Below are 17,990 nucleotides of genomic sequence, written 5' to 3' on the forward strand. Positions count from 1 at the left end.
CGTGCATCCGATTCAGAACGCGGAATCCGCTGCGCCCGAGGCAGTTCCGGCCGTCGCCACCCCGGAGCCCGCTGTCACCGCCGCGGTCATCACCGCCGTGCCCGAGACACCGGATCCCGATGTCGGCTTCACCATGGCCGCCGAGGAACCCGAGATCGCCGAGCAGGCGCGCCGCCTGGTGCATCGCATCGCCCAGGAGTTGATCAGCGAGCCGCCCGAGGGCTGGCAGCAGCTGCGCGCCTCGTTCGCGGTGACGGTGACCGGCCACCTGTCCCGGGTCTCGTTCTTCGACGGCGAGCAGCGCCGCGCCGAGGTGATCCCGTCGGGTGCGGTGCTGAATCTCGTTGTCGAGCACCGCGCATTGTCGGCGACCCTCGGTGACGGCCCCTGGTGGCGACTGGAGCTGGTACTGAATCCAGCGGGCGAATTGACTGTCGACCACGACTACGGTGACGAGCCGTTCCCCGCCGACCAGTTGTTCTCGCCGCAGGACTATCTGGCGGATCTCGAGGTCTATCCCCGTGCCACCCTTCAGGTTTGGCTTGCCGCCCACATCTTCCACGGCGACCGCCAGTCCCGTCCGCCGCGCCTGGCGGCGGTGACGGCCCGCGCCGATCGCGAATCCGACCGTCTCCCGGTGGTTTCCGAGAACGACTTCCCGAATCTTCCGATGCTGTGGTCGCGTTGGACCGCCGTCTCCGCGGCTTTCGTCGCGGTGGGCTCCGAACGCGGCCCCCGGGTGCTGCCCTCGTGCGGCTGGTTCGAGGGCTCCCGCCGTTCCGGCTCCTCCCTCTATCTGCTGCCCGGTGACCGCGCGGTGCTGTCCGGAGGCGTCTGGGAGGCAAGGGAATTGGCGACCGCCTACCGCCGGAAGACCGCACTGCCCGACCTGTACCGGGGCGCTCCGGACTGGGTCGCCAACCCGGTGCTCAACACCCGCGCGGCCGGTGGCCTGCTGACCTTCTGCTACTGGTGGGAGCACGGCCGCTGGCATCGCGGCGACTCCCCGTCCGCACCGGAGCTGACCGCCGCCGTACCCGGCATCTGGACCGCCGTCACCGTCGCGGACGTGATCAGCGGGTTGATCCCCGGCACCCCGACGCCCGAACAGCGTTCCGCCATCACGTCTTTCGTCGCTGCCGCCGAGCGCCGCGATGTCACGCCCGCCGTGCTCGCGGCGGCCTTCGGTGACACCGCGGATGTGGACACCGCCCACTATCAGCTGACGCTGTCCGGCGTGGCCAGGATCGGAGCACATCATGGGTGACAAGGTCTACGATCCCTGGCTCGACACCGCCAAGGACGCGCACAACGGCCGACTCACCATCGCGCCGGATGTGGCGGGGGACGCGGCCGCCTACGCCGCCGACTGCGCGGCATCCCTGAGCGCGGCGCAGGGCTACACCCATTTGCTCACCCAGTACACCGGATTCAGCGACAACGGGATGCTGCATTCCGCGCTCACGCTGCGTGACCGGTTCGCGGCGCAGGGCGGCCAGATGGGCACGATCATCGCGCACTATCTGGATCTGGTGAACGCCATGGGCGACACCTTCGTGACCGCGGGCAAGCTGTACAAGTCCAAGGACGAGGACGCGGCGACCGCCTTCGACGCGATCAAGCGCGACGCCGTCGCCCGCTGGGACAACACGGGGATTCCCCTGGCCGGAGCCACCCAGATTCCCTCCTGGCCCACCTCGACCCCGGATCCGAACGACGGCAACGGCAATGGCGACATGGCGACCGTCAGCCAGGCGAAGTCGGGCCGCTACACCGATGCCATCGGCTCCGAGGACCCGACCGGTCACGACCCCGAATGGTTCCTCGCGGTCGGTCAGGGCATCAACCCGCAGCCGATCGCGGATATCAGCGGCCTGTGGGGTTGGATGGCCGACCACATCAGCTCCGATTTCCAGCTGCTCTCCGGCCGTATCAAGCAGATGACCGCCGCCGGCAGCTGGACCGGCAAGGGCGCCGCCGGCGCGGTCAAGGCGGCCGCGGCCTTCGAGGCACAGGCCGCCGACCTGTCGACGGATCTGCATGCCATCGCCGAGAACCTGCTCTACACCTCCGGTTGGCTGAATCTGACGAAGGCCGGCATGCCGATCGGCTGGGACGGCGACAAGCTGAACGGTTCCGCCGAGGAGACCCGGGTCATCCAGGTCGCCGTCGCCGCCTTCAAATCCTGGTACATCCCGGGAATCGCCAACTCCAGCACCATGATTCCCAAACTGGTCGACCCGACCGCGCAGCCTCCCGCGTTGACCGACAACGGTGGTTCGACGACCTCCGACTACACCGGGGGCGGCCCGACCGGTGGGGGCCCGACCGGTGGCGGACCACAGGGCACGGTGTCCGCGAGCGCGATACCTCTGCTCAATGCCAAGGCCGTGTCGACGCCGAGCGGTGGCGGCCGAACTCCTGGCGGGGCCAATGGTTCCGGCGGCACTGATCCGAACGGCTCCAACCCGAGTGGCTCCAATCCGTCCGGTTCCAACCCGGGCGGATCCAACCCCGACGGTTCGAACCCGAGCGGCACGGATTCCGGTGGCTCCAACCAGGGTTCGAGCAGCCCGTCCTCCTCGGACTCGAGCCAATCCGGCCTGTCCCAGTTGCAGAGCGCGATGCAGTCCGGCATGCAGGGCTTGCAGTCGGCGCAGTCGGCGAACCAGCAGAATCTGCAGAACCAATTGCAGAATTCTCCGCTCGGCTCGCTGCCCAACCTGCTCAATGACCTGAAGACACCGCTGGGCGCCAACGGCGTCGGCGGCGGTGGTGGTGGGCCCAAACTCGATGCCGTGCAACCGGCCAAGCTGTTTCCGCGTGCCGCCGCCATCGCGGGTGAGCTGGAGGCCGAGTCCGTCGGAGTGGCCCGCGCCGGGCTGGCGACCGGTCCGGCGAGCGCGATGGGCGGTGGCGGCATGGGCGGCGGTATGGGCCACGGCGCCGGCGGGCACGGGAACCAGGGCAAGGAGCACAAGCGCCTCGAGGCCCTGGAGTCGACCGAATACCTGGACGAGGCCATGGGCACCGCACCGATCGTGGCGAAACCCGTGGTGGAGGGCTGATTCGGTGCTTCGGACCTGGAAGTTCACCGATCTGGAGTTCCTGGCGCTGTGGGAGCAGCTCGGTGAGGAGTTCCTGCCGCAGCCGCTGACCTTCGCCAGCCGGACGCAGTGGTGGGACGACCATCTGGCCAATATGGCTCGCGCGCGGGAGAGTCTGCGCCACCGCGACGACGACTACGCCGAGGTGCTGCCCGCCCTGCTGCGGCCGCAGATCCGGGTCGAGGTGCGCGGCTGGGACGGCCGCGACCGGCTCGCCGCGGCGTCCAGTATCCGCATGCTGGCGGTCCGCTCGGGCGAGGCCGGATACCTGGTGGTGCAGCATCCGGGTGAAACCGTCAGGCACAGCAGCGGTTTCACCCTGACCGAGTTCTACGCGGACGCGCTCGCCGAGCGGGTGGTGGCGGCCCTGCCGGAGGTCGGTGCCGCGCGCGGCGGTGACCTGGTGCTGGCCGAGGCCGAGGACGTCGACGAGGTCGACTACGACTTCGGCCTGTCCCCGGCGCACGAGACGCTGGAGGGCACGACCGTGCACCGGGCCGTCGATTTCCTCGATACGCCAGCGGCGTGTCTGGGCACCGTCGAAGTGGTGCAGGGTCTTTCGCGCTTCGGGCCGCGCGGCATCGCCCGCTATCGCTATCAGTGGCGCGATCTGGTCGACGAGGGGCGCTACGTGGTGACCGGTGATCATCCGCCGGTGGCCGCGCCCGCCGATCGTCGCCGGATGATCACCACGCTGGAAACCCATATCGCCGAGGTGCTGCTGGCGATCGAAGACGAGTGAGCGGGAGCACACGATGACCTCCGAGCAATTGCCGTTCCCCACCGAGTTCACCCAGTCCTCGCGGACCGGTTCGATCGTGGTGACCACTACGGAACAGGGCCTGCCCCGGGCGATTTCGGTGGATCGCGATCGCCTGCGCGAGGATCCGCAACTGCTGGCGGCGGAGATCGTGCGGCTGTGCCGTCAGTCCGCGGCCCGCGCCGGGATCGAGCGTCGCGCGCAGCTGGTGGCCGCGGGTCTCGCGCCGGAGCTGCTGGCGCTGACCGGTCTGCCGACGGCGGCGGAGGTGACCCGTCAGGAGTATGTCGAGGAGCAGGAGTACGAGACCGAACCGGACAGCTGGTTGCGCCCGATCTGACCGGATAGTGCCGACCCGTCCGGCGCGAATGAAATATGTAAGTGAGACAACGTTATTGGGGGCACCCTCGGTAACCTGCGGAACATCTGGTGTTCACCGCAGTGTTCGCCGGTTGGTGCAGTCTTTGTCATGCCGGGCGAGACACCGCTCGGTATCGTTCGATTCGAAATGATCTTCCGGATGGGAGTCTCATGAGCAACCTCGTTGCCACGCCGGACGCGATTCGCGGTTACGGAGACGCTTCTGCCGCCATGGCCACCACGGTGGCCGGTGCCGCCGCGGTCGATCAGGTTGCCACGGTTGTCGGTCTGGTCCCGGTCTTCGGTCTGATCGGCCAGGATTTCCTGCTGAGTTTCGCTGGCGCGCAGGGCAATCACCTGTCCTCGGTGGCCGAGCTGGCCGCCGTGCACGCGGGCACCGCTGTCACCGCGCACGAGGCGGCCGCGTCCTACCAGGCGGTCGACGAGTCCGCCGGGGTCGATTTCCTCTCCCTGTCGCAGGACCTGTGAGCACTCCGTTCGATTCGGGCGCGGCCACCCCGTCGCCCGGCGCCCTACCCTCGCTGCCGGACGGGCAGACCGTGGCGGATGCCCTGCGGGACACGGCTTTCGCACCCCTGCTCGACAGCCCCGTCGCCGATGTCCTCTCCACCCTGGGTCTGCCCGCCCTTCCACAACTGCCCGCGTTCCCGCCGCTACCCGAGCTGCCGCCGCTGCCCACCCTGGATCTGACCGCGCTCACCAAGCCGCTCACCGATCTGGCGTCGTCCTTCGGCACCGGCCAGCTGGGTCAGGGTCTGGACGCGTCGAACATGCTCTCCGGCGTCTCGTCCGCGCTGCAGCAGATCATGTCGATCGCGCAGTCGATCTCGTCGCTGGCGGGCTCGAATTCGTGGCAGGGCGACGGTGCGACCGGTGCGGCCGAGAAGGGCGCCGCGGCGCAGGGCAACGCCGTCGAGCTGGAAACCCAGAACGTGCAACAGAAGACGGTGATGGGTGGCGCGGCGGCCTCGGTGGCCACCGGCGCGGCCACCATGTCGGCGATCATCACCAAGTTCGTCACCGGGGTCACGCTGGCCGCCCCGTTCATCGCCACCCCGCCGGGACAGGCGTTCCTGCTGTCGCTGGCATCCGAGACGGGTGCGGAGGCGACCGCCACGGTGGCCAAGACCCGCACCGAGATGACCGTGCACAGCGCGACCATGACGGCGGCCGGTCAGAAGGTGAAGGTCACCGACGCCCCGAAGGGCGTGGACCCGATGTCGCAGGTGTCGCAGCTGCTGAGCATGATCTCCCCGCTCGGCACCGCCGCGAGCACCGGCGCGCAGACCATCCAGCAGTTGCAGTCCATCAGCCAGACCTCGGAGGCACCGCTCACGCCGGTCGCGGAACCCGTTGCCGCGGCCACGGATACGAGCGTGTTCACCGGTGGTGGCCTGATGCCGATGAGCGGTCTGCCCACGATCTCCACCCCGCTGGCTCCGGCCGGTCCGCGTGCCATGAGCGCGACCCCCGTGGCCGCCGAATCCACGACCCCCACCGTGGTGCCCGCCTCCACCGGTTCGGGCATGGGCGGCGGCATGGTGCCGCCGATGGGTGCCGGGGGCATGTCCGCCGGTGCCGGAGCCGGTGACGCCGACGAGGAGGTGCGCACCCAGCTGGTCACCGCCGAACACGGCGACGAGGTGGTCGGCGAACTGGGCCACACCGGCGTGGCGGTGGTGGGTGCGGTCGGCACGAACGGTCCGCGTCCGGCTTCGTGATCGAACCGGCCGATCCGGAAACCTGGTCGGTGCGGGCCCGGTCTACGCGATAGGATGCCCCGAAAGGGAGGGACGATGAGCGAATTCAATGTGCGCGGTGTGCGTTTCGACGCGGACGCGGTACGGGCCGCCGCCGCGAGTCTGGACGCCATGGCCGACCGTCTGGAGTCCGCGCTCGGCAGCGAGGGGACGGCACTGGCCGTGCCCGCCGCGGGCTCGGACCCGGTCTCGCTGACCGCGGCCGACACGCTGACCGCGGTCGGCGCGTCGTATGTCACGCAGGGCGCGTCCGGTGTCGACGAACTACGCAAGCTGGCTGCGGTCGTGCGCGGCCAGGCCGACGCCTTCGGTCAGGTCGAGTCCAGCAACGCGACGGACTTCACCAACCTCTGACCCGGTCGTCACCACGGGCTGTACCTAGCCCGTGGTGATCGCCCGCACCGCGCGATCCTTGGCGGCGTCACTGACCTCGCCGACCCGGAACCCGCGAGCCACGATGTGCGCCACCAATTCCGGTTCCGGCGGCAGCCCGTGCTTGTGCAGATAGTGCGGCACCGCGCCCGCCCACACCCAGACCCCGTCGGTCCGGAACGTCAACGGCACATCCCTATCACCCGGCACGAACTCGTCCTGATCGGTGCTCCGCGCCGCCAGCACGATCGGCGCGGATTCCAGATACGCCAGCACGGCGGACCTCGAATTCTCCTCCAGCGGTGACCGATTCACCACCGGCCGCCCCTGCCCGTCCCGCCCGTCGTACACCTTCGCCATCCGCAGCTCGGGATCGTTGACCACGGTCTGCTCGGCGGGGTTGACCGCGACGGGATCGACCGCGAACGGGTTCGGAGTTGCGGGGTTGGCCGCGAAGGGATTCGGCATCGCCGGACTGGCCGCGAAGGGGTTCGGTGTTGCCGGACCGCCCCCGAACGGGTTTGCGGGGTTCGCTGCGAACGGATTCGGCACAGCAAGGTTGGGTGCGAACGGATTCGCCACCGCCGGACCGTGCGCGAACGGGTTCACCACCACCTGGGGATTGCCGCCCGTCGCAAAGGGATTCTGAGCATTGACGGGCGCGAACCCATTGGGCACCTCTACGCCGGGAGCCGAGGGATCGGCCGCGAACGGCGCGGGCGCGAACGGGTTGGCCACGATCACGGTGGGGTTGAACGGATTCGAAGCGGCCGGATCGACCAGGGCCCCCGGTGCGTAACCACCCGGCGCGGGACTGTGCGGCTGCCCGTACGGCACCCCTGAAAATCCTTGCGGCCCAGGCACTCCGGTGCGTGGCCCGCTGATGTTCGCGACCACGCTGGCGATGATCGCCGGGATCGACGCCAGCGTAGCCAGCAACATCACCCAGAACCCCGAGGTGGCGTGCTGGAGATTCAGCCAGCCGTTGTCGTCTCCGGAGGGCAGCATCAGCGTCAGCACCGCCCCGAAAAGCATTGCGGCAACGAACCCTCCGGCGATCCGCACCCGTGAATCGCGCACTCCGAGCCCGGAGAACAGGAGTATCGCCAGCACCACCGAGAGGAAGATCGCCACGGCTAGCACGATGCCCCGCAGTGGCGTCGCATCGAATCCCTCCTCGTGCCAGACGGTCATCTCCATCCCGTAGTGCTCACTCTGCGGGAGAAACGATGCCACCAGGCCGACGATCGACGCCAACAGCAGAAACCCACCGGTCAGCCCGTCGGTCACGCGCCCGTGCGCGGGAGCCCGCAGCGCGGTGTTGTCCGGCAGTGCTCGAACGCCGATAACGAAGGCCGCCAGCGATATCGGCAGCGCCAGCGCGAGCAGCCAGTAGCCCGGGCCGAGCGACACATTGTTCCCCGGCGACGCGAACGCGAGCACGTCGCCACCGGCGATCGCGGTGCCGAACCCCGCGGCGAACGCCCCGAGCCACCGCACCCCGTTGCGCCGGTCCCCGCCCCCTGCGGCCAGCATCGCGCCGGCGATGCCCGCCAGCAGCACGGCGAGCACATACCCGAAGACGGTCCCCAGGAAAGCTTGCCCGGGGACAGCGCTGTGGTTCTCGGTGATCCGCCACGAATACCACTTGATCTGCCCGCGCCCGGCCGAAGCCAGCGGTAGAACCGCCGCCCCCGCGACCAGCACGGCCACCCCGACCAGCATCCACCCGGCCACCCGCCCGGCATTTCCCCCGTGCCCCGGCACCCCGCCCACCGGCCCCTGCTGAAAGCTGCTCACTCCTACGGACCCTAAGTGATCGAGCCCGACCCCGCCGCACCAGCATTCACCTGAAGATCAAGGAGCTCTCACCGTGGGAATCCGGACAAAAATTCACAGTGGGAGCTCCCTGATCTTGGTCTGTGCACTAGGGAGCGAGACGGCCCAGGAGGGCGGCCCGGATGGGATCACGGGTGGTGCAGACGAGGGCGAAAGTGGCCTCGCGCATCAGCCGCTCCGCCGTGGAGCCGGTGACCGTGGCCCTGCTGCCCGCTGCGACCACGCCTGGCGCGGCGATCCTACCGCCGGGCCACCGGAAGTGTGGGGGCGTACCTTTTCGCAATCCCCCTTCACACGCGCCGTCGCTGACTTACGGTGCAAGCCGGTTATCGAGAGAATCCGGAAGGGGTGGGAGCATGCGTGCGCTCCGGAGCTTGCTCGTCACAACGGTATCGGCGTCGGCGCTGCTGGGGGGTGCGCCCGGTGCGGCGCACGCCGAATGCGGTGCCACGCACTGGGTGGGCAGCTGGTTCGCGCCGCCCAGCGATACCACCAGCCTGGTCGACCCGTACCTGTCGCCGACGCTGGCGGTGGGGGATCAGACGTATCGCATCGTCATCACCCCACATCGCGGTGGCGGTAGCGTCCGGGTGCATCTCACCAACCGATTCCGCCCGCTGCCGTTGACCATCGCGCACGCGACCGTCGCCCTGCGATCCGATGGCGCTGGCGTGCAACCGGATTCGCTGCGCACCCTGACCTTCGACGGCGCGCAGGACGTGACTCTCGCCCCCGGAGCCGACATCGTCAGCGACCCGGTCGATTTCCCGCTCACCGCTTGGCAGCCGATCGTCGTCGGCATCAATGCCGCTGGTATCGCACCGATTCCGACAGAGCACTTCAACGCCGACGCCACCAGCTACTACACCCCGCCCGACACCGGCGATCACACCGCCGACCCCGACGGCGCGGCATTCGGTCTGAGCACCACCGCCGCCCTCATCGCCTCCGGTGTCGACGTGCAGGCTCCCGCCGACGTCGCCACCGTGGTCGCGTTCGGCGATTCGATCACCGACGGCTACATCTCCGGCAATGTGATCGGCACCCCGCAGAACCCCGAGGCGATCGACACCAACGCCCGCTACACCGATTTCCTGCAGCGCCGCTTCGACGACGCCGGTGTCCCGGTCTCCGTCCTGAACTCCGGAATCTCCGGAAACCGGGTCCAGGCAGGCGGATTCATCCCCGAGTTCGGGCCAAGCGGCCTGGATCGCCTCGACGCCGACGCCATCTCGCAGGCGGGCGTCACCGATGTCATCGTCGCGGAGGGCATCAACGACCTGGGCATCCCGATCGCCGCCGGGTACGACCAGCTGGTCGCCGCCTACACCACCCTCATCACCCGCCTGCACGCCGCGGGCCTGCGCGTCCACCTCGGCACCCTGCTGCCCGCCTCGAACGCCCTCACCGACGGCATCCTCACCATGCCCGCCGCCGACCCGGTCCGCATCCGCGTCAACGACTGGATCCGCACCCAGCAGCTCAGCGATTCGTTCATCGATTTCGATGCGGCCCTGCGTGATCCGGCCAACCCCTCGACCATGGACCGCGCCTACGCGGGCCCCGACAACCTGCACCCCAACCCCACCGGCTACCGGAAGATGGCCGACACCGTGGACCTGTCCACCTTCAGCGGCGGCCACTGCTGACCGCTGCCCGGGGCGTCCCGCCTCGTTAAGCTGTCGGCGCGTTGCTGGTCGGCAGGAGGGGGTTTCGTGGTGCGTCTGTGTGTAGGTCAGGTCTTCGCGGACTACACGATCGACGGCATCCTCGGCCAGGGTGGCATGGGCAGCGTCTACCTGGCCCGCCACCCCCGCCTGCCGCGACAGGTGGCCCTCAAACTCCTGGCCCCCGAGGTCTCCGCCGACGACGCCCTGCGCCGCCGCTTCGACCAGGAGGCCAATGCCATTGCCCGCCTGGACCACCCGAACATCGTCGGCATCCACGACCGCGGCGTCCACGAGGGCCAACTCTGGATAGCCATGCAGTACATCCAGGGCACCGACACCTCCCGCCTCGACCCCCGCCAGGTCCGAGTAACCCGAGCCGTCCGCATCATCGCCGAAACCGCCGCCGCCCTCGACTACGCCCACAGCCGAGGCATCCTCCACCGCGACGTCAAACCCGCCAACATCCTCCTCGCCGCCCCCGACACCGCCCGCGAGGAACGAGCGATCCTCACCGACTTCGGCATAGCCCGGCTCCTGGACGCGGCAACGGAGATCACTTCAACCGGAATGGTCACGGCCACACTGGCTTACGCGTCCCCGGAGCAACTCTCGGGCGACCGAGTCGACCACCGGTCGGACCAATATTCGTTGGCCTGCACCTTCTTTGCCCTGCTGACCGGCCAACCGCCTTTCGCTGGAAGCACTCCCGGCCAGGTAATCGCCGGGCATCTCACCAAACCGTTCCCGCTGCTCAGCAGCATCCGACTGGATTCCTCGCCCCAACTAGACATGGTCATCGCCCGCGCGACCGCCAAGAGCCGCGAAGCGCGCTTCGCCAGCTGCACCGAATTCGCCATGGCCGCAGCCGCTTCCCTCCATAGTCCAGTGGGGACCGGCCTCAGCCTGACATCAGCACCCCAGCCGATGTCGACTGCTCGGCCCTTCGCCCCGGAGCCGGTGGATCCCCGCCCGGCCTTGCGATCAGCGGCCCCAACGGCCGACGCGAACGCCCCCAAGTCCCACGCTTTCGGACGCCGGAGGCTCTTGACCATCGGTGCCGTCGCCGTGCCGCTCGCGGTGGCGGGTGTCGCTGTGCCATTCGCGCTGCACGACTCCGGTGCTCAGCCGTCGAAACCGACACCATCGGCGAACCCCGCTCCGACACCCGTCGTACTTCAGGCCTCGGACCCCGTCACCAGGCTCGCCTTCACCCCGGACGGGTCGACCTTGGCGGTCGGAGTGTCGCCTTCGGGCCCGGTGGATCTGTGGGATACGAAGAACCACACCGAGATCAGGGAGATCAAGGGCAATAGCGATGTGGTGGGCCTGGCCTTCAGCCCGGACGGAAAGACCATGGTCACCGGCCGCTTTTCGAGGTGTCTCCAGTTCTTCGATCCGACCACCGGTGCGCAGATCGGTGACCTCGTACCGGATCCCGAGATGAGTATGAGCATGATCGCCATCAGTCCGGATGGTGCGATGGTGGCTGTCGCGGGCGATGCGGGAATCAGGCTCTGGGACATGCGCACTCGACAGCGCATCGGACAGATCGACGGCTTCATCGGAAGCACTGATCTCGTCGCCTTTACCCCCGACAGTGCGCAGGTCGTAACCCTGCAGGCCTCTGCCCAGGTGTACGACGTTCGCACAGGTGCCAGAATCAGGATGATGACACCGCCCGCGGGGGTGCAGTCGCGGACAATGGCGTTCAGTCCGGACGGCACGACTATCGCGGTGGGCGGCTCGGACGGCATGGTGCGGCTCTGGGATCCGAAATCCGGACAGCAGATCGGCGAGATGAGTGACAGCGTGCGGGAGGTACCCGTGATGACATTCAGCCCCGACAGTCGAACGCTGGCGGCTGCCCACAACTACGGCTCCGGCGACTGGGGAATCACGCTGTGGGACGTGTCCAAGCGGACCCGGCGTGGCTACCCATGGTTCATTCACTCCGGATCAGTGAACACGCTCGCCTTCTCACCGGATGGCTCGACGCTGGCGTCGGGCGGCGACGATCAGAAGGTCAGGCTCTGGGATACCAGCGGCATTCGGTGATTCACGCCCAGCGTCGGCACTTCCGGGGATTGACGCTGGGCCCGCCGTGGTGCTACTCGTGGTGACGTGAAGAGCATTGGGGCTCAATCGCGTTGCGGGTGAATTTCGATTGAGACCGGCGGGTCGTCGTTCCCTGTGATGTCGTAGCGATAGTTCGGGCGGGTATTGCGGTGTCCGACTGGCTAGGCTGCGAGCGGGATCTTCAGGAGGGTGACGATGGCCGATGATGCCTTAGCTGGTCTCAAGAGCGATGCGCGTGCGGGGGTTTCGTTCGACCATGACGCGGCGGCCACGATGGCGCAGCAATGCTCGGACATGTACAGGACAGTGGGGGAAGCCATTGCCACCATGGGGTCCGACAAGGATCTGCCCGCACTGAATCAGCGGAATTCCGGTGCGCTGCTGGCCTCGAAATTCAATGTCGCGATGACGAACCTGCTGCACAGCGTGCTGCCGAGCCATCAGAGCATCCTGACCGAGATGGGTGAGTCCTTCATCGCGGCGGGCAAGTTGTACGACCACACCGAGCAGAATTCGACCGCGCTGTTCACCGACCAGCAACTGTCACAGAAGTTCGAGAGCCTGAGTAAGCCGAAGAGTGCGCAGCCCGGTCTGGCCGCGCCCACCGGCCAGCCCGGGCTCGCGGTTCCCTCAGGTGTCACCCCGGTGCAGTTGCCCGGGTGGGGGCCGTCCACCTGGAGCGGAGCCGACAAGGGCTACGCGTGGTCCGGAACCGCGAAGCAGGACTATGACGACTCGCTCGCTGGCACCAAGGAGCAGACCGATCTGACGTCCATGCTCGGTAAGAACGGGACCGTGATGGAGGGGTCCACAATTCAGCCGGAGCCCGGTGCCCAGTACGAGTGGGACGACTTCCACAATCACTGGGAGTACATCGAGGGCCAGAACGTGGTCGAGATGCTCTCGGTTCGCGCGCAGCACTGGCATGTTGCCGGTCAGACTTTGAGCTCGCAGTTGAGCGGTTTCCACTCGGCTGCGGACAAATATCTTCAGGACTATCAGGGTGCCGCTGTCGCGGGCGTCTGGGCATCGGATTCCGCGAAGCAGGCCAAGACCGCGGTCAACAAGTATCTGGACAATGTGGGGACGCTGGTCAGCTCGATGGAGATCATGAGCGCCAACCTGGCCTTCACCGAGGGATGGGTGAAGAAGCTGCAGAGTTTCCTGCCGCACAACAGCATCAGCGACACCTACGACAGTGCGGTCGGCAACGGGCAGCATCTTTCCCAAGCCGCCGTCGATCAGGCCATGCGGGATCTGCGGCGTGCCTGGGACGATTGGTACGGCGAGGGCGTCAAGGATTCCAGCGGTGCTGTTCCGGCGCTTTCGGATCCGAAATCGACTATCCAAGGCCAACCTTCGACCGGTAAGCCCTCACCCGGGGATCAGAAGCCGGGGGACAAGCAGCAGTCGCCGGGTAGCCAGAATCCGGTCCTGGTCAGCACCCAGAAGCCGAGTTCGACCACTCCGGCCACCACGACTACGCCCGCCACGACCACGCCCGCCACGACCACTCCGGCGACGACAACCCCCAGCACCACAACGCCTTCGACGACGACCCCGTCCACCACGACTCCGTCCACCACGTCGGACACCACCTTGTCGACGATCACGTCGTTGATCAGCACCCTGGTGCAGGACGGCACCCAGTTCGTCGAATCCCTTGCTACGCAAGGCTCGAGCCTCGTTCAGTCGATCGTGTCGGCCGTGCAGTCGCAGCAGACGACTCAAACCGGTACGCAGAGTCAGGATTTGCAGAGTCTGGTGACGAAGAAGTTGCAGGAGGCGGGCCTGCTCCCCAGTACCACCACCCCGGCCGACGTGCCCACCGGCGGCAGCCCCGAGACCCCTGCGGCGAGCGTCCCCACCGCGGGCATCCCCACCGACTCCCCGGTGACGTTGGCGTCCCAGCTGTTCCCGCGTTCCTCGGTCCCGACGGTCGACACCCCCGACACCTCGATCATTCACCAGGCGGGCCTGGCCCCGTCCGCCTCCACCACCGGCACCACGGGCGGGATGGGTTCCCCCATGCACGCGGCCTCGCAGGGCCAGGAGAAGGAATACACCCGCCCCGAATACCTCAGTGCCGCAGAGAATCTCGAAGCCGCACTGGGCGAGACGCCGTCCGCCGTCATCCCCGTGGCGGAACAATGACGGAAGACTGGCAGTTCAGCGAGGCCGAGTTCTACGTCCTATGGATGGACCAGTCCGGCGAAGAACCCCCCGACCCGTTCATGTTCACCTCCGCCACCCGCACCGCCGAGGACTTCGACGCGGAACTGCGCAACGCGCGAGAGTCCTTGAGCCACAAGCTGGGCCCGAACTTCCGCGCCGTATTCGACGCGATGGCCGACCCCGACCTCTACCTGACCGCCTACGGCTGGAACGAACAGGACCGCTGGAGCACCGGCGCCATGGTCCGCGTCCGTGCCCTCTGCAAAGCCGCCAAAGGCTATGTGATAACCCAACTCCCAGGCGCAACCCTCTGGCGCAGAGGCGGCTACACGGTCACCGAATGCGACCCCGCCCTCCTCTCCGCCGCCGTAGTGGCCGCCCTCCCCTCTGCCGAACGAGGCCGCCAAGGCGACATCCCCCTGGTAACCGAAGAAGAAGGCCTGGACCACATCTTCGGCCACTCCAGAATCGCCGCCGACTCCGGCGCCGACCTATCCAAAACCAAAGAATTCCTGACCACCCCCGCCACCACCGCCGGCGAAATCCACATAGTCCAAGGCAGATCCGCCTACGGCCCCCGAGGCATAACCCGCCACCTGATCCGCTTCCGAGACCTGGAAGACGACGGCCGCTACGCCCTGGTAGAAAACCCCGCCCAAGCCCTCGCGGTAGACGAACCCCGCTTCGCCTCGATCCTCGACGACTGCATCGAAAGAGTCCTCCGCACCATCGAGGACGAGCGAAACTGACTGTTCTGACGTGCCGCGGATACAGTCATATGCCGTCAGGTCACCACGTGAATTCGCGACAGTGGGGAATCAGCGGGTGGCGTCAGCAACCCACATGTACCCGCTGATCCCGGTGTTGACGCAGATGACAGGTTCCCCGGTGTTCACATCCCATGTCGGATGCATCAACTCACTGTGTGGACACCAGGTGTTCACTACCGGAGTCGCCGTCGCCGACGCCGCCCCGGCCAATCCGATGACCGCCGCCGCAATGACTCCGCCGAGGACGGCTGTGCTCGCGAGTGCCTTCACTGTGTTTCCCTTCGTCGTCTGACAAGGCCACTTTGCGGGAGCGGCGTTAACGAAATCTTGGCGTTCCCTTATCAACAGCTCGAAGGATGAAAGCTGCACCGCAGCAGTGTGTTTCGTCAATTCTCTGGCTCGGAGAACTACCGAGACGGCGCCGGGCGGCTGTGCTAGCCTCCGTCCGGAGACGCTGCCATTGGGGCTGCAGCTAGAGGGGGAAGAACGTGCTGAAAGGCATTCGTAGATCTGTCATTCTATTGCTGGCGGCTATTGCCGCATTGACTGTCGCGTCGACGGCGTCAGCTGACGGCCCGCAGATCCGCAGTGGCATGAATGGTTACTGTCTCGATATCCAAGGGGCGAACCCTGATCCGGCACCGGTCGTCACATACCCGTGCAACGGTCAGTCCAATCAAGCCTGGTATTGGGACGGCGCACAAATCCGTAGTGGCATGAATGGCCTCTGCCTCGATATCCAGGGAGCGAACCCCGATCCGGCACCGGTCGTCACATACCCGTGCAACGGTCAAGCCAACCAATCCTGGTACCGGAACGGCGCGGAGATCCACAGCAATCTGAATGACTTCTGCCTCGATATCCAAGGGGCAAACCCTGACCCGGCACCGGTCGTCACGTACCCGTGCAACGGTCAAGCCAACCAACGCTGGTAAAACCCATTGCGAGCGAAACCCGGAAGGCGCCTGACCTTCCGGTAGATCGTTCCGGACGCACGGTAACGAGACCCACTGACACCTGACAGTGGAGAGCGGTCGTCGGACCGCGGGCTGGCGGATAGCTGTCCCCGGTTGTGAAAACTCAACACTTCATAGTTGGGGAGCGTTAGTGTTCGCCTGTCCTCGCGCAGGTGCGGGGTGAACGACCGGAGGGACGCATGAGGATGAACCGCTATTTCAAGCAAATCGTCTGGGGCGACAACGATGCCATCGTCTCGGATCGGTGGTCGAACACCACGCTAGAGATCAGCTAGGACAGATATCGTCTTAGTTCGACGGTTGAGGCGAGCGTCTCATCTCAGAACGGTGCCGGGTCCTCGTACCGCGATACGGGCATATCGATAGTCGACGCCTGTTGCGCCGTTCCGGATTCCCTGGCGGTGCGGGTGCTGCGTGCGTGTCGGCGTTGTGCGGGTGGGTGGTAGACGTGGAGGAGTTCGGTGAGTTCGTTGACCGCTCCGCCCGGATTCAACAGTGGCTCAACCTGTTCCGGTTCCGGAATGCCTGCGCCGGTGACCGGCGGTACGGGTGTGTTGGGGAACAGGAACTTCGCTCCCTCGGGTGTGGTGGTGATCGAACCGCCCGAAGGGCTGCGCCATTCCACACGCCGGTCCGGGTGGTGGATGACCTGCCATCCGTTGAGTCCGTTGTCGGCGAGGGTTTTGGTGCGGTGGTGGCGTCGGCACCGACAGCCGAGGTTGGATTCGACTGTGCGGCCACCGGATTCGGGTGAGCGGTGGTCGAAGCGGTCCTGGTGGTCGATGTCGGTGGCCGCGGCGGGGATCGCGCATCCGGGGGCGCGGCAGCCGCCGTCGAGGGCACGGATCCGGTGGGCCAGGCGGGTGCCGGGGCGGTAGCGGGTCTCGCACGCGTCCGCCGGGTTGTCGAAGTTGGCCCGCTGGCCGTGGTCGGTGCCTGTCGAGCCCGAACGGTCGGCGGCCGTGGCCTGTCCAGCACAGTTGGTGCCGGTTGAACGCGCCAGGGTGTCGGTGGTGGCGTGCCCGGTGTGGCTGGTGCCGGTTTGTGTGTGGTTGGTGGTGGGGTGCTCGGTGATGATGTCGAAGTGGGCTTGGCGGGCCAGCTTGCGTGCCAGGTCGGCGTCGATGGCACCGAAACCGGCCAGCAGAGCAGGGTTATCAGCCAGACCCGCCAAGGTTTCAGCCGAAACACCCACCTGCACAAGCGCTTTGCGTGCGGGTGCGACCGTAGATCCGGCGCGCGGGCAGTCGCGGTGGCCGCAGCCGCAACTCAATTGACCGGTTCCGGTGGTGAGGGCGATGAGGGCGTCGGCGCGGCGTTGGTTGCTGGTGCGGGGATCGGCTGCGCAGCAGTGGGTTTGCGCCATTTCCCGCAGGCGTTCGTAGAGGGCCACGCCGTCGGCGGCAGGCAAAACAGCATCCAGGACGGCGGTGCCGTTGTCCGCGGCGGTGACGTTGACATACCGGTCGGATTCAGCGGTCTTGCGGCGCTCGGCCTGACCGGCCGGGTCTGCTTCCAGCAGCCAGCGGCGCAGAGTGCGCTTGACCCGTGACGGGTCGGCGTTTTCGGCATAGGCGACGATGCGTGGTTCGAGGGCCGCGACCAGCTCGAGGTCGATGTTGCGGAACACCTCGTGCAGGGCCCGTACTCGCGGCAGGTCGATCCGGCCGCTTTCGAATGCTTCACGCGTGCACGGCAACCGGTGTTCGAGGCTCAAACCGAGGGCGATGAGGTTGTCGGCGGTGCGTTGCGGAATGTGCAGGGCGACACCGATTTCGGTGGCAGCGTCTTCCCCTGCGTAGACGGCGCGTACCCCGCGCTCGAGTTGCTGTTCGCGGCGCATCCGGTAGAGCGCGGTCATCAACTCGACTTCTTCGGCTTGGGCTACAGCGATCGTCGAGTGCACCGCGCGCAGCCGCGCCACCAGTTCGGTGGCGCTGAGGCTGTCAGCAGCGGTTTCGTTCACATGTTCGATGATATTCGCGTGTAATGAGACACGCCAGAAGGCTTTCGGTGACACGCTGAGCGAATTTCCAGCTGGCCCAACGACTGTCACGCGCTCCCCGCCGAAAGTCGTGTTCCGAATGATCGCGTCAGCTATGG

The 17,990-nt window shown here is 67.1% G+C and carries 16 protein-coding genes; 12 read left to right on the forward strand and 4 right to left on the reverse strand.

The window, feature by feature from the left end; translation table 11 throughout:
- Position 1 precedes the first annotated feature (1 nt).
- The 7 genes from OG300_RS36805 (at position 2) to OG300_RS36835 (ending at position 6,362) form a co-directional block, all read left to right on the forward strand.
- Positions 2–1,267 (forward strand): hypothetical protein, encoded by a 1,266-nt coding sequence (locus OG300_RS36805; protein ID WP_405489126.1) that lies wholly within the window; start codon positions 2–4, stop codon positions 1,265–1,267.
- The gene (locus OG300_RS36810; protein WP_405489128.1) at positions 1,260–3,068 is read left to right on the forward strand and encodes a hypothetical protein; all 1,809 of its coding nucleotides are present in this window, start codon (positions 1,260–1,262) and stop codon (positions 3,066–3,068) included. Before OG300_RS36805 ends, OG300_RS36810 begins: the two co-directional genes overlap by 8 nt.
- 4 nt (positions 3,069–3,072) lie before the next feature.
- Positions 3,073–3,849 carry an ESX secretion-associated protein EspG gene (locus tag OG300_RS36815; RefSeq protein WP_405489130.1) on the forward strand — a complete coding sequence of 259 codons (777 nt, stop codon included), beginning with the start codon at positions 3,073–3,075 and terminating at the stop codon, positions 3,847–3,849.
- A gap of 13 nt (positions 3,850–3,862) precedes the next feature.
- On the forward strand, positions 3,863–4,207 hold the full coding sequence (locus tag OG300_RS36820) for a hypothetical protein (protein ID WP_405489132.1): 345 nt from the start codon (positions 3,863–3,865) through the stop codon (positions 4,205–4,207).
- Between the two features lie 191 nt (positions 4,208–4,398).
- Positions 4,399–4,716, forward strand: coding sequence for a type VII secretion target (locus OG300_RS36825; RefSeq protein ID WP_405489134.1), 318 nt, complete (start codon positions 4,399–4,401; stop codon positions 4,714–4,716).
- Positions 4,713–5,969 (forward strand): hypothetical protein, encoded by a 1,257-nt coding sequence (locus tag OG300_RS36830; RefSeq protein ID WP_405489136.1) that lies wholly within the window; start codon positions 4,713–4,715, stop codon positions 5,967–5,969. The genes OG300_RS36825 and OG300_RS36830 overlap by 4 nt, the downstream gene beginning before the upstream one ends.
- Before the next feature lie 75 nt (positions 5,970–6,044).
- Positions 6,045–6,362, forward strand: coding sequence for a PE family protein (locus tag OG300_RS36835; RefSeq protein ID WP_405489138.1), 318 nt, complete (start codon positions 6,045–6,047; stop codon positions 6,360–6,362).
- 24 nt (positions 6,363–6,386) lie between these two features.
- On the opposite strand, the gene OG300_RS36840 is transcribed toward OG300_RS36835, so the two are convergent.
- Both OG300_RS36840 and OG300_RS36845 read right to left on the reverse strand, forming a co-directional pair.
- Complete coding sequence (locus OG300_RS36840; protein ID WP_405489140.1) at positions 6,387–8,180, reverse strand: hypothetical protein; 1,794 nt, start codon at positions 8,178–8,180, stop codon at positions 6,387–6,389.
- A gap of 127 nt (positions 8,181–8,307) precedes the next feature.
- Positions 8,308–8,442 (reverse strand): hypothetical protein, encoded by a 135-nt coding sequence (locus tag OG300_RS36845; protein ID WP_405489142.1) that lies wholly within the window; start codon positions 8,440–8,442, stop codon positions 8,308–8,310.
- Between the two features lie 133 nt (positions 8,443–8,575).
- Here OG300_RS36845 and OG300_RS36850 point away from each other — a divergent pair, with 133 nt between their 5' ends.
- From OG300_RS36850 to OG300_RS36865, 4 genes are all read left to right on the forward strand, one after another.
- Positions 8,576–9,868, forward strand: a complete 1,293-nt coding sequence (locus OG300_RS36850) for a GDSL-type esterase/lipase family protein (protein ID WP_405489144.1) — start codon at positions 8,576–8,578, stop codon at positions 9,866–9,868.
- A gap of 69 nt (positions 9,869–9,937) precedes the next feature.
- Positions 9,938–11,944, forward strand: coding sequence for a WD40 repeat domain-containing serine/threonine protein kinase (locus OG300_RS36855; RefSeq protein WP_405489146.1), 2,007 nt, complete (start codon positions 9,938–9,940; stop codon positions 11,942–11,944).
- A gap of 216 nt (positions 11,945–12,160) precedes the next feature.
- Positions 12,161–14,119 (forward strand): hypothetical protein, encoded by a 1,959-nt coding sequence (locus OG300_RS36860; RefSeq protein WP_405489148.1) that lies wholly within the window; start codon positions 12,161–12,163, stop codon positions 14,117–14,119.
- Positions 14,116–14,889 carry an ESX secretion-associated protein EspG gene (locus OG300_RS36865; RefSeq protein ID WP_405489150.1) on the forward strand — a complete coding sequence of 258 codons (774 nt, stop codon included), beginning with the start codon at positions 14,116–14,118 and terminating at the stop codon, positions 14,887–14,889. The genes OG300_RS36860 and OG300_RS36865 overlap by 4 nt, the downstream gene beginning before the upstream one ends.
- 69 nt (positions 14,890–14,958) lie before the next feature.
- On the opposite strand, the gene OG300_RS36870 is transcribed toward OG300_RS36865, so the two are convergent.
- Positions 14,959–15,180: a hypothetical protein gene (locus OG300_RS36870; RefSeq protein WP_405489152.1), complete on the reverse strand. Its 222-nt coding sequence runs from the start codon at positions 15,178–15,180 to the stop codon at positions 14,959–14,961.
- Positions 15,181–15,398: 218 nt separating this feature from the next.
- Between OG300_RS36870 and OG300_RS36875 the strand changes: the two genes are divergently transcribed.
- Positions 15,399–15,845, forward strand: coding sequence for an RICIN domain-containing protein (locus tag OG300_RS36875; RefSeq protein WP_405489154.1), 447 nt, complete (start codon positions 15,399–15,401; stop codon positions 15,843–15,845).
- A 361-nt stretch (positions 15,846–16,206) separates the two neighbouring features.
- Here OG300_RS36875 and OG300_RS36880 read toward each other — a convergent pair whose 3' ends face one another.
- The gene (locus OG300_RS36880) at positions 16,207–17,853 is read right to left on the reverse strand and encodes a DUF222 domain-containing protein (protein WP_405489156.1); all 1,647 of its coding nucleotides are present in this window, start codon (positions 17,851–17,853) and stop codon (positions 16,207–16,209) included.
- Positions 17,854–17,990 lie beyond the last annotated feature (137 nt).

The sequence above is a fragment of the Nocardia sp. NBC_00511 genome, assembly GCF_045161165.1.
In the GTDB taxonomy this organism is placed as follows: domain Bacteria; phylum Actinomycetota; class Actinomycetes; order Mycobacteriales; family Mycobacteriaceae; genus Nocardia.

Bases quoted from the DNA above. Each gene is read 5' to 3' on its own strand.
- OG300_RS36810 (WP_405489128.1), top strand. From the start codon at position 1,260: ATGGGTGACAAGGTCTACGATCCCTGGCTCGACACCGCCAAGGACGCG.
- OG300_RS36820 (WP_405489132.1), top strand. From the start codon at position 3,863: ATGACCTCCGAGCAATTGCCGTTCCCCACCGAGTTCACCCAGTCCTCG.
- OG300_RS36825 (WP_405489134.1), top strand. From the start codon at position 4,399: ATGAGCAACCTCGTTGCCACGCCGGACGCGATTCGCGGTTACGGAGAC.
- OG300_RS36835 (WP_405489138.1), top strand. From the start codon at position 6,045: ATGAGCGAATTCAATGTGCGCGGTGTGCGTTTCGACGCGGACGCGGTA.
- OG300_RS36850 (WP_405489144.1), top strand. From the start codon at position 8,576: ATGCGTGCGCTCCGGAGCTTGCTCGTCACAACGGTATCGGCGTCGGCG.
- OG300_RS36860 (WP_405489148.1), top strand. From the start codon at position 12,161: ATGGCCGATGATGCCTTAGCTGGTCTCAAGAGCGATGCGCGTGCGGGG.
- OG300_RS36865 (WP_405489150.1), top strand. From the start codon at position 14,116: ATGACGGAAGACTGGCAGTTCAGCGAGGCCGAGTTCTACGTCCTATGG.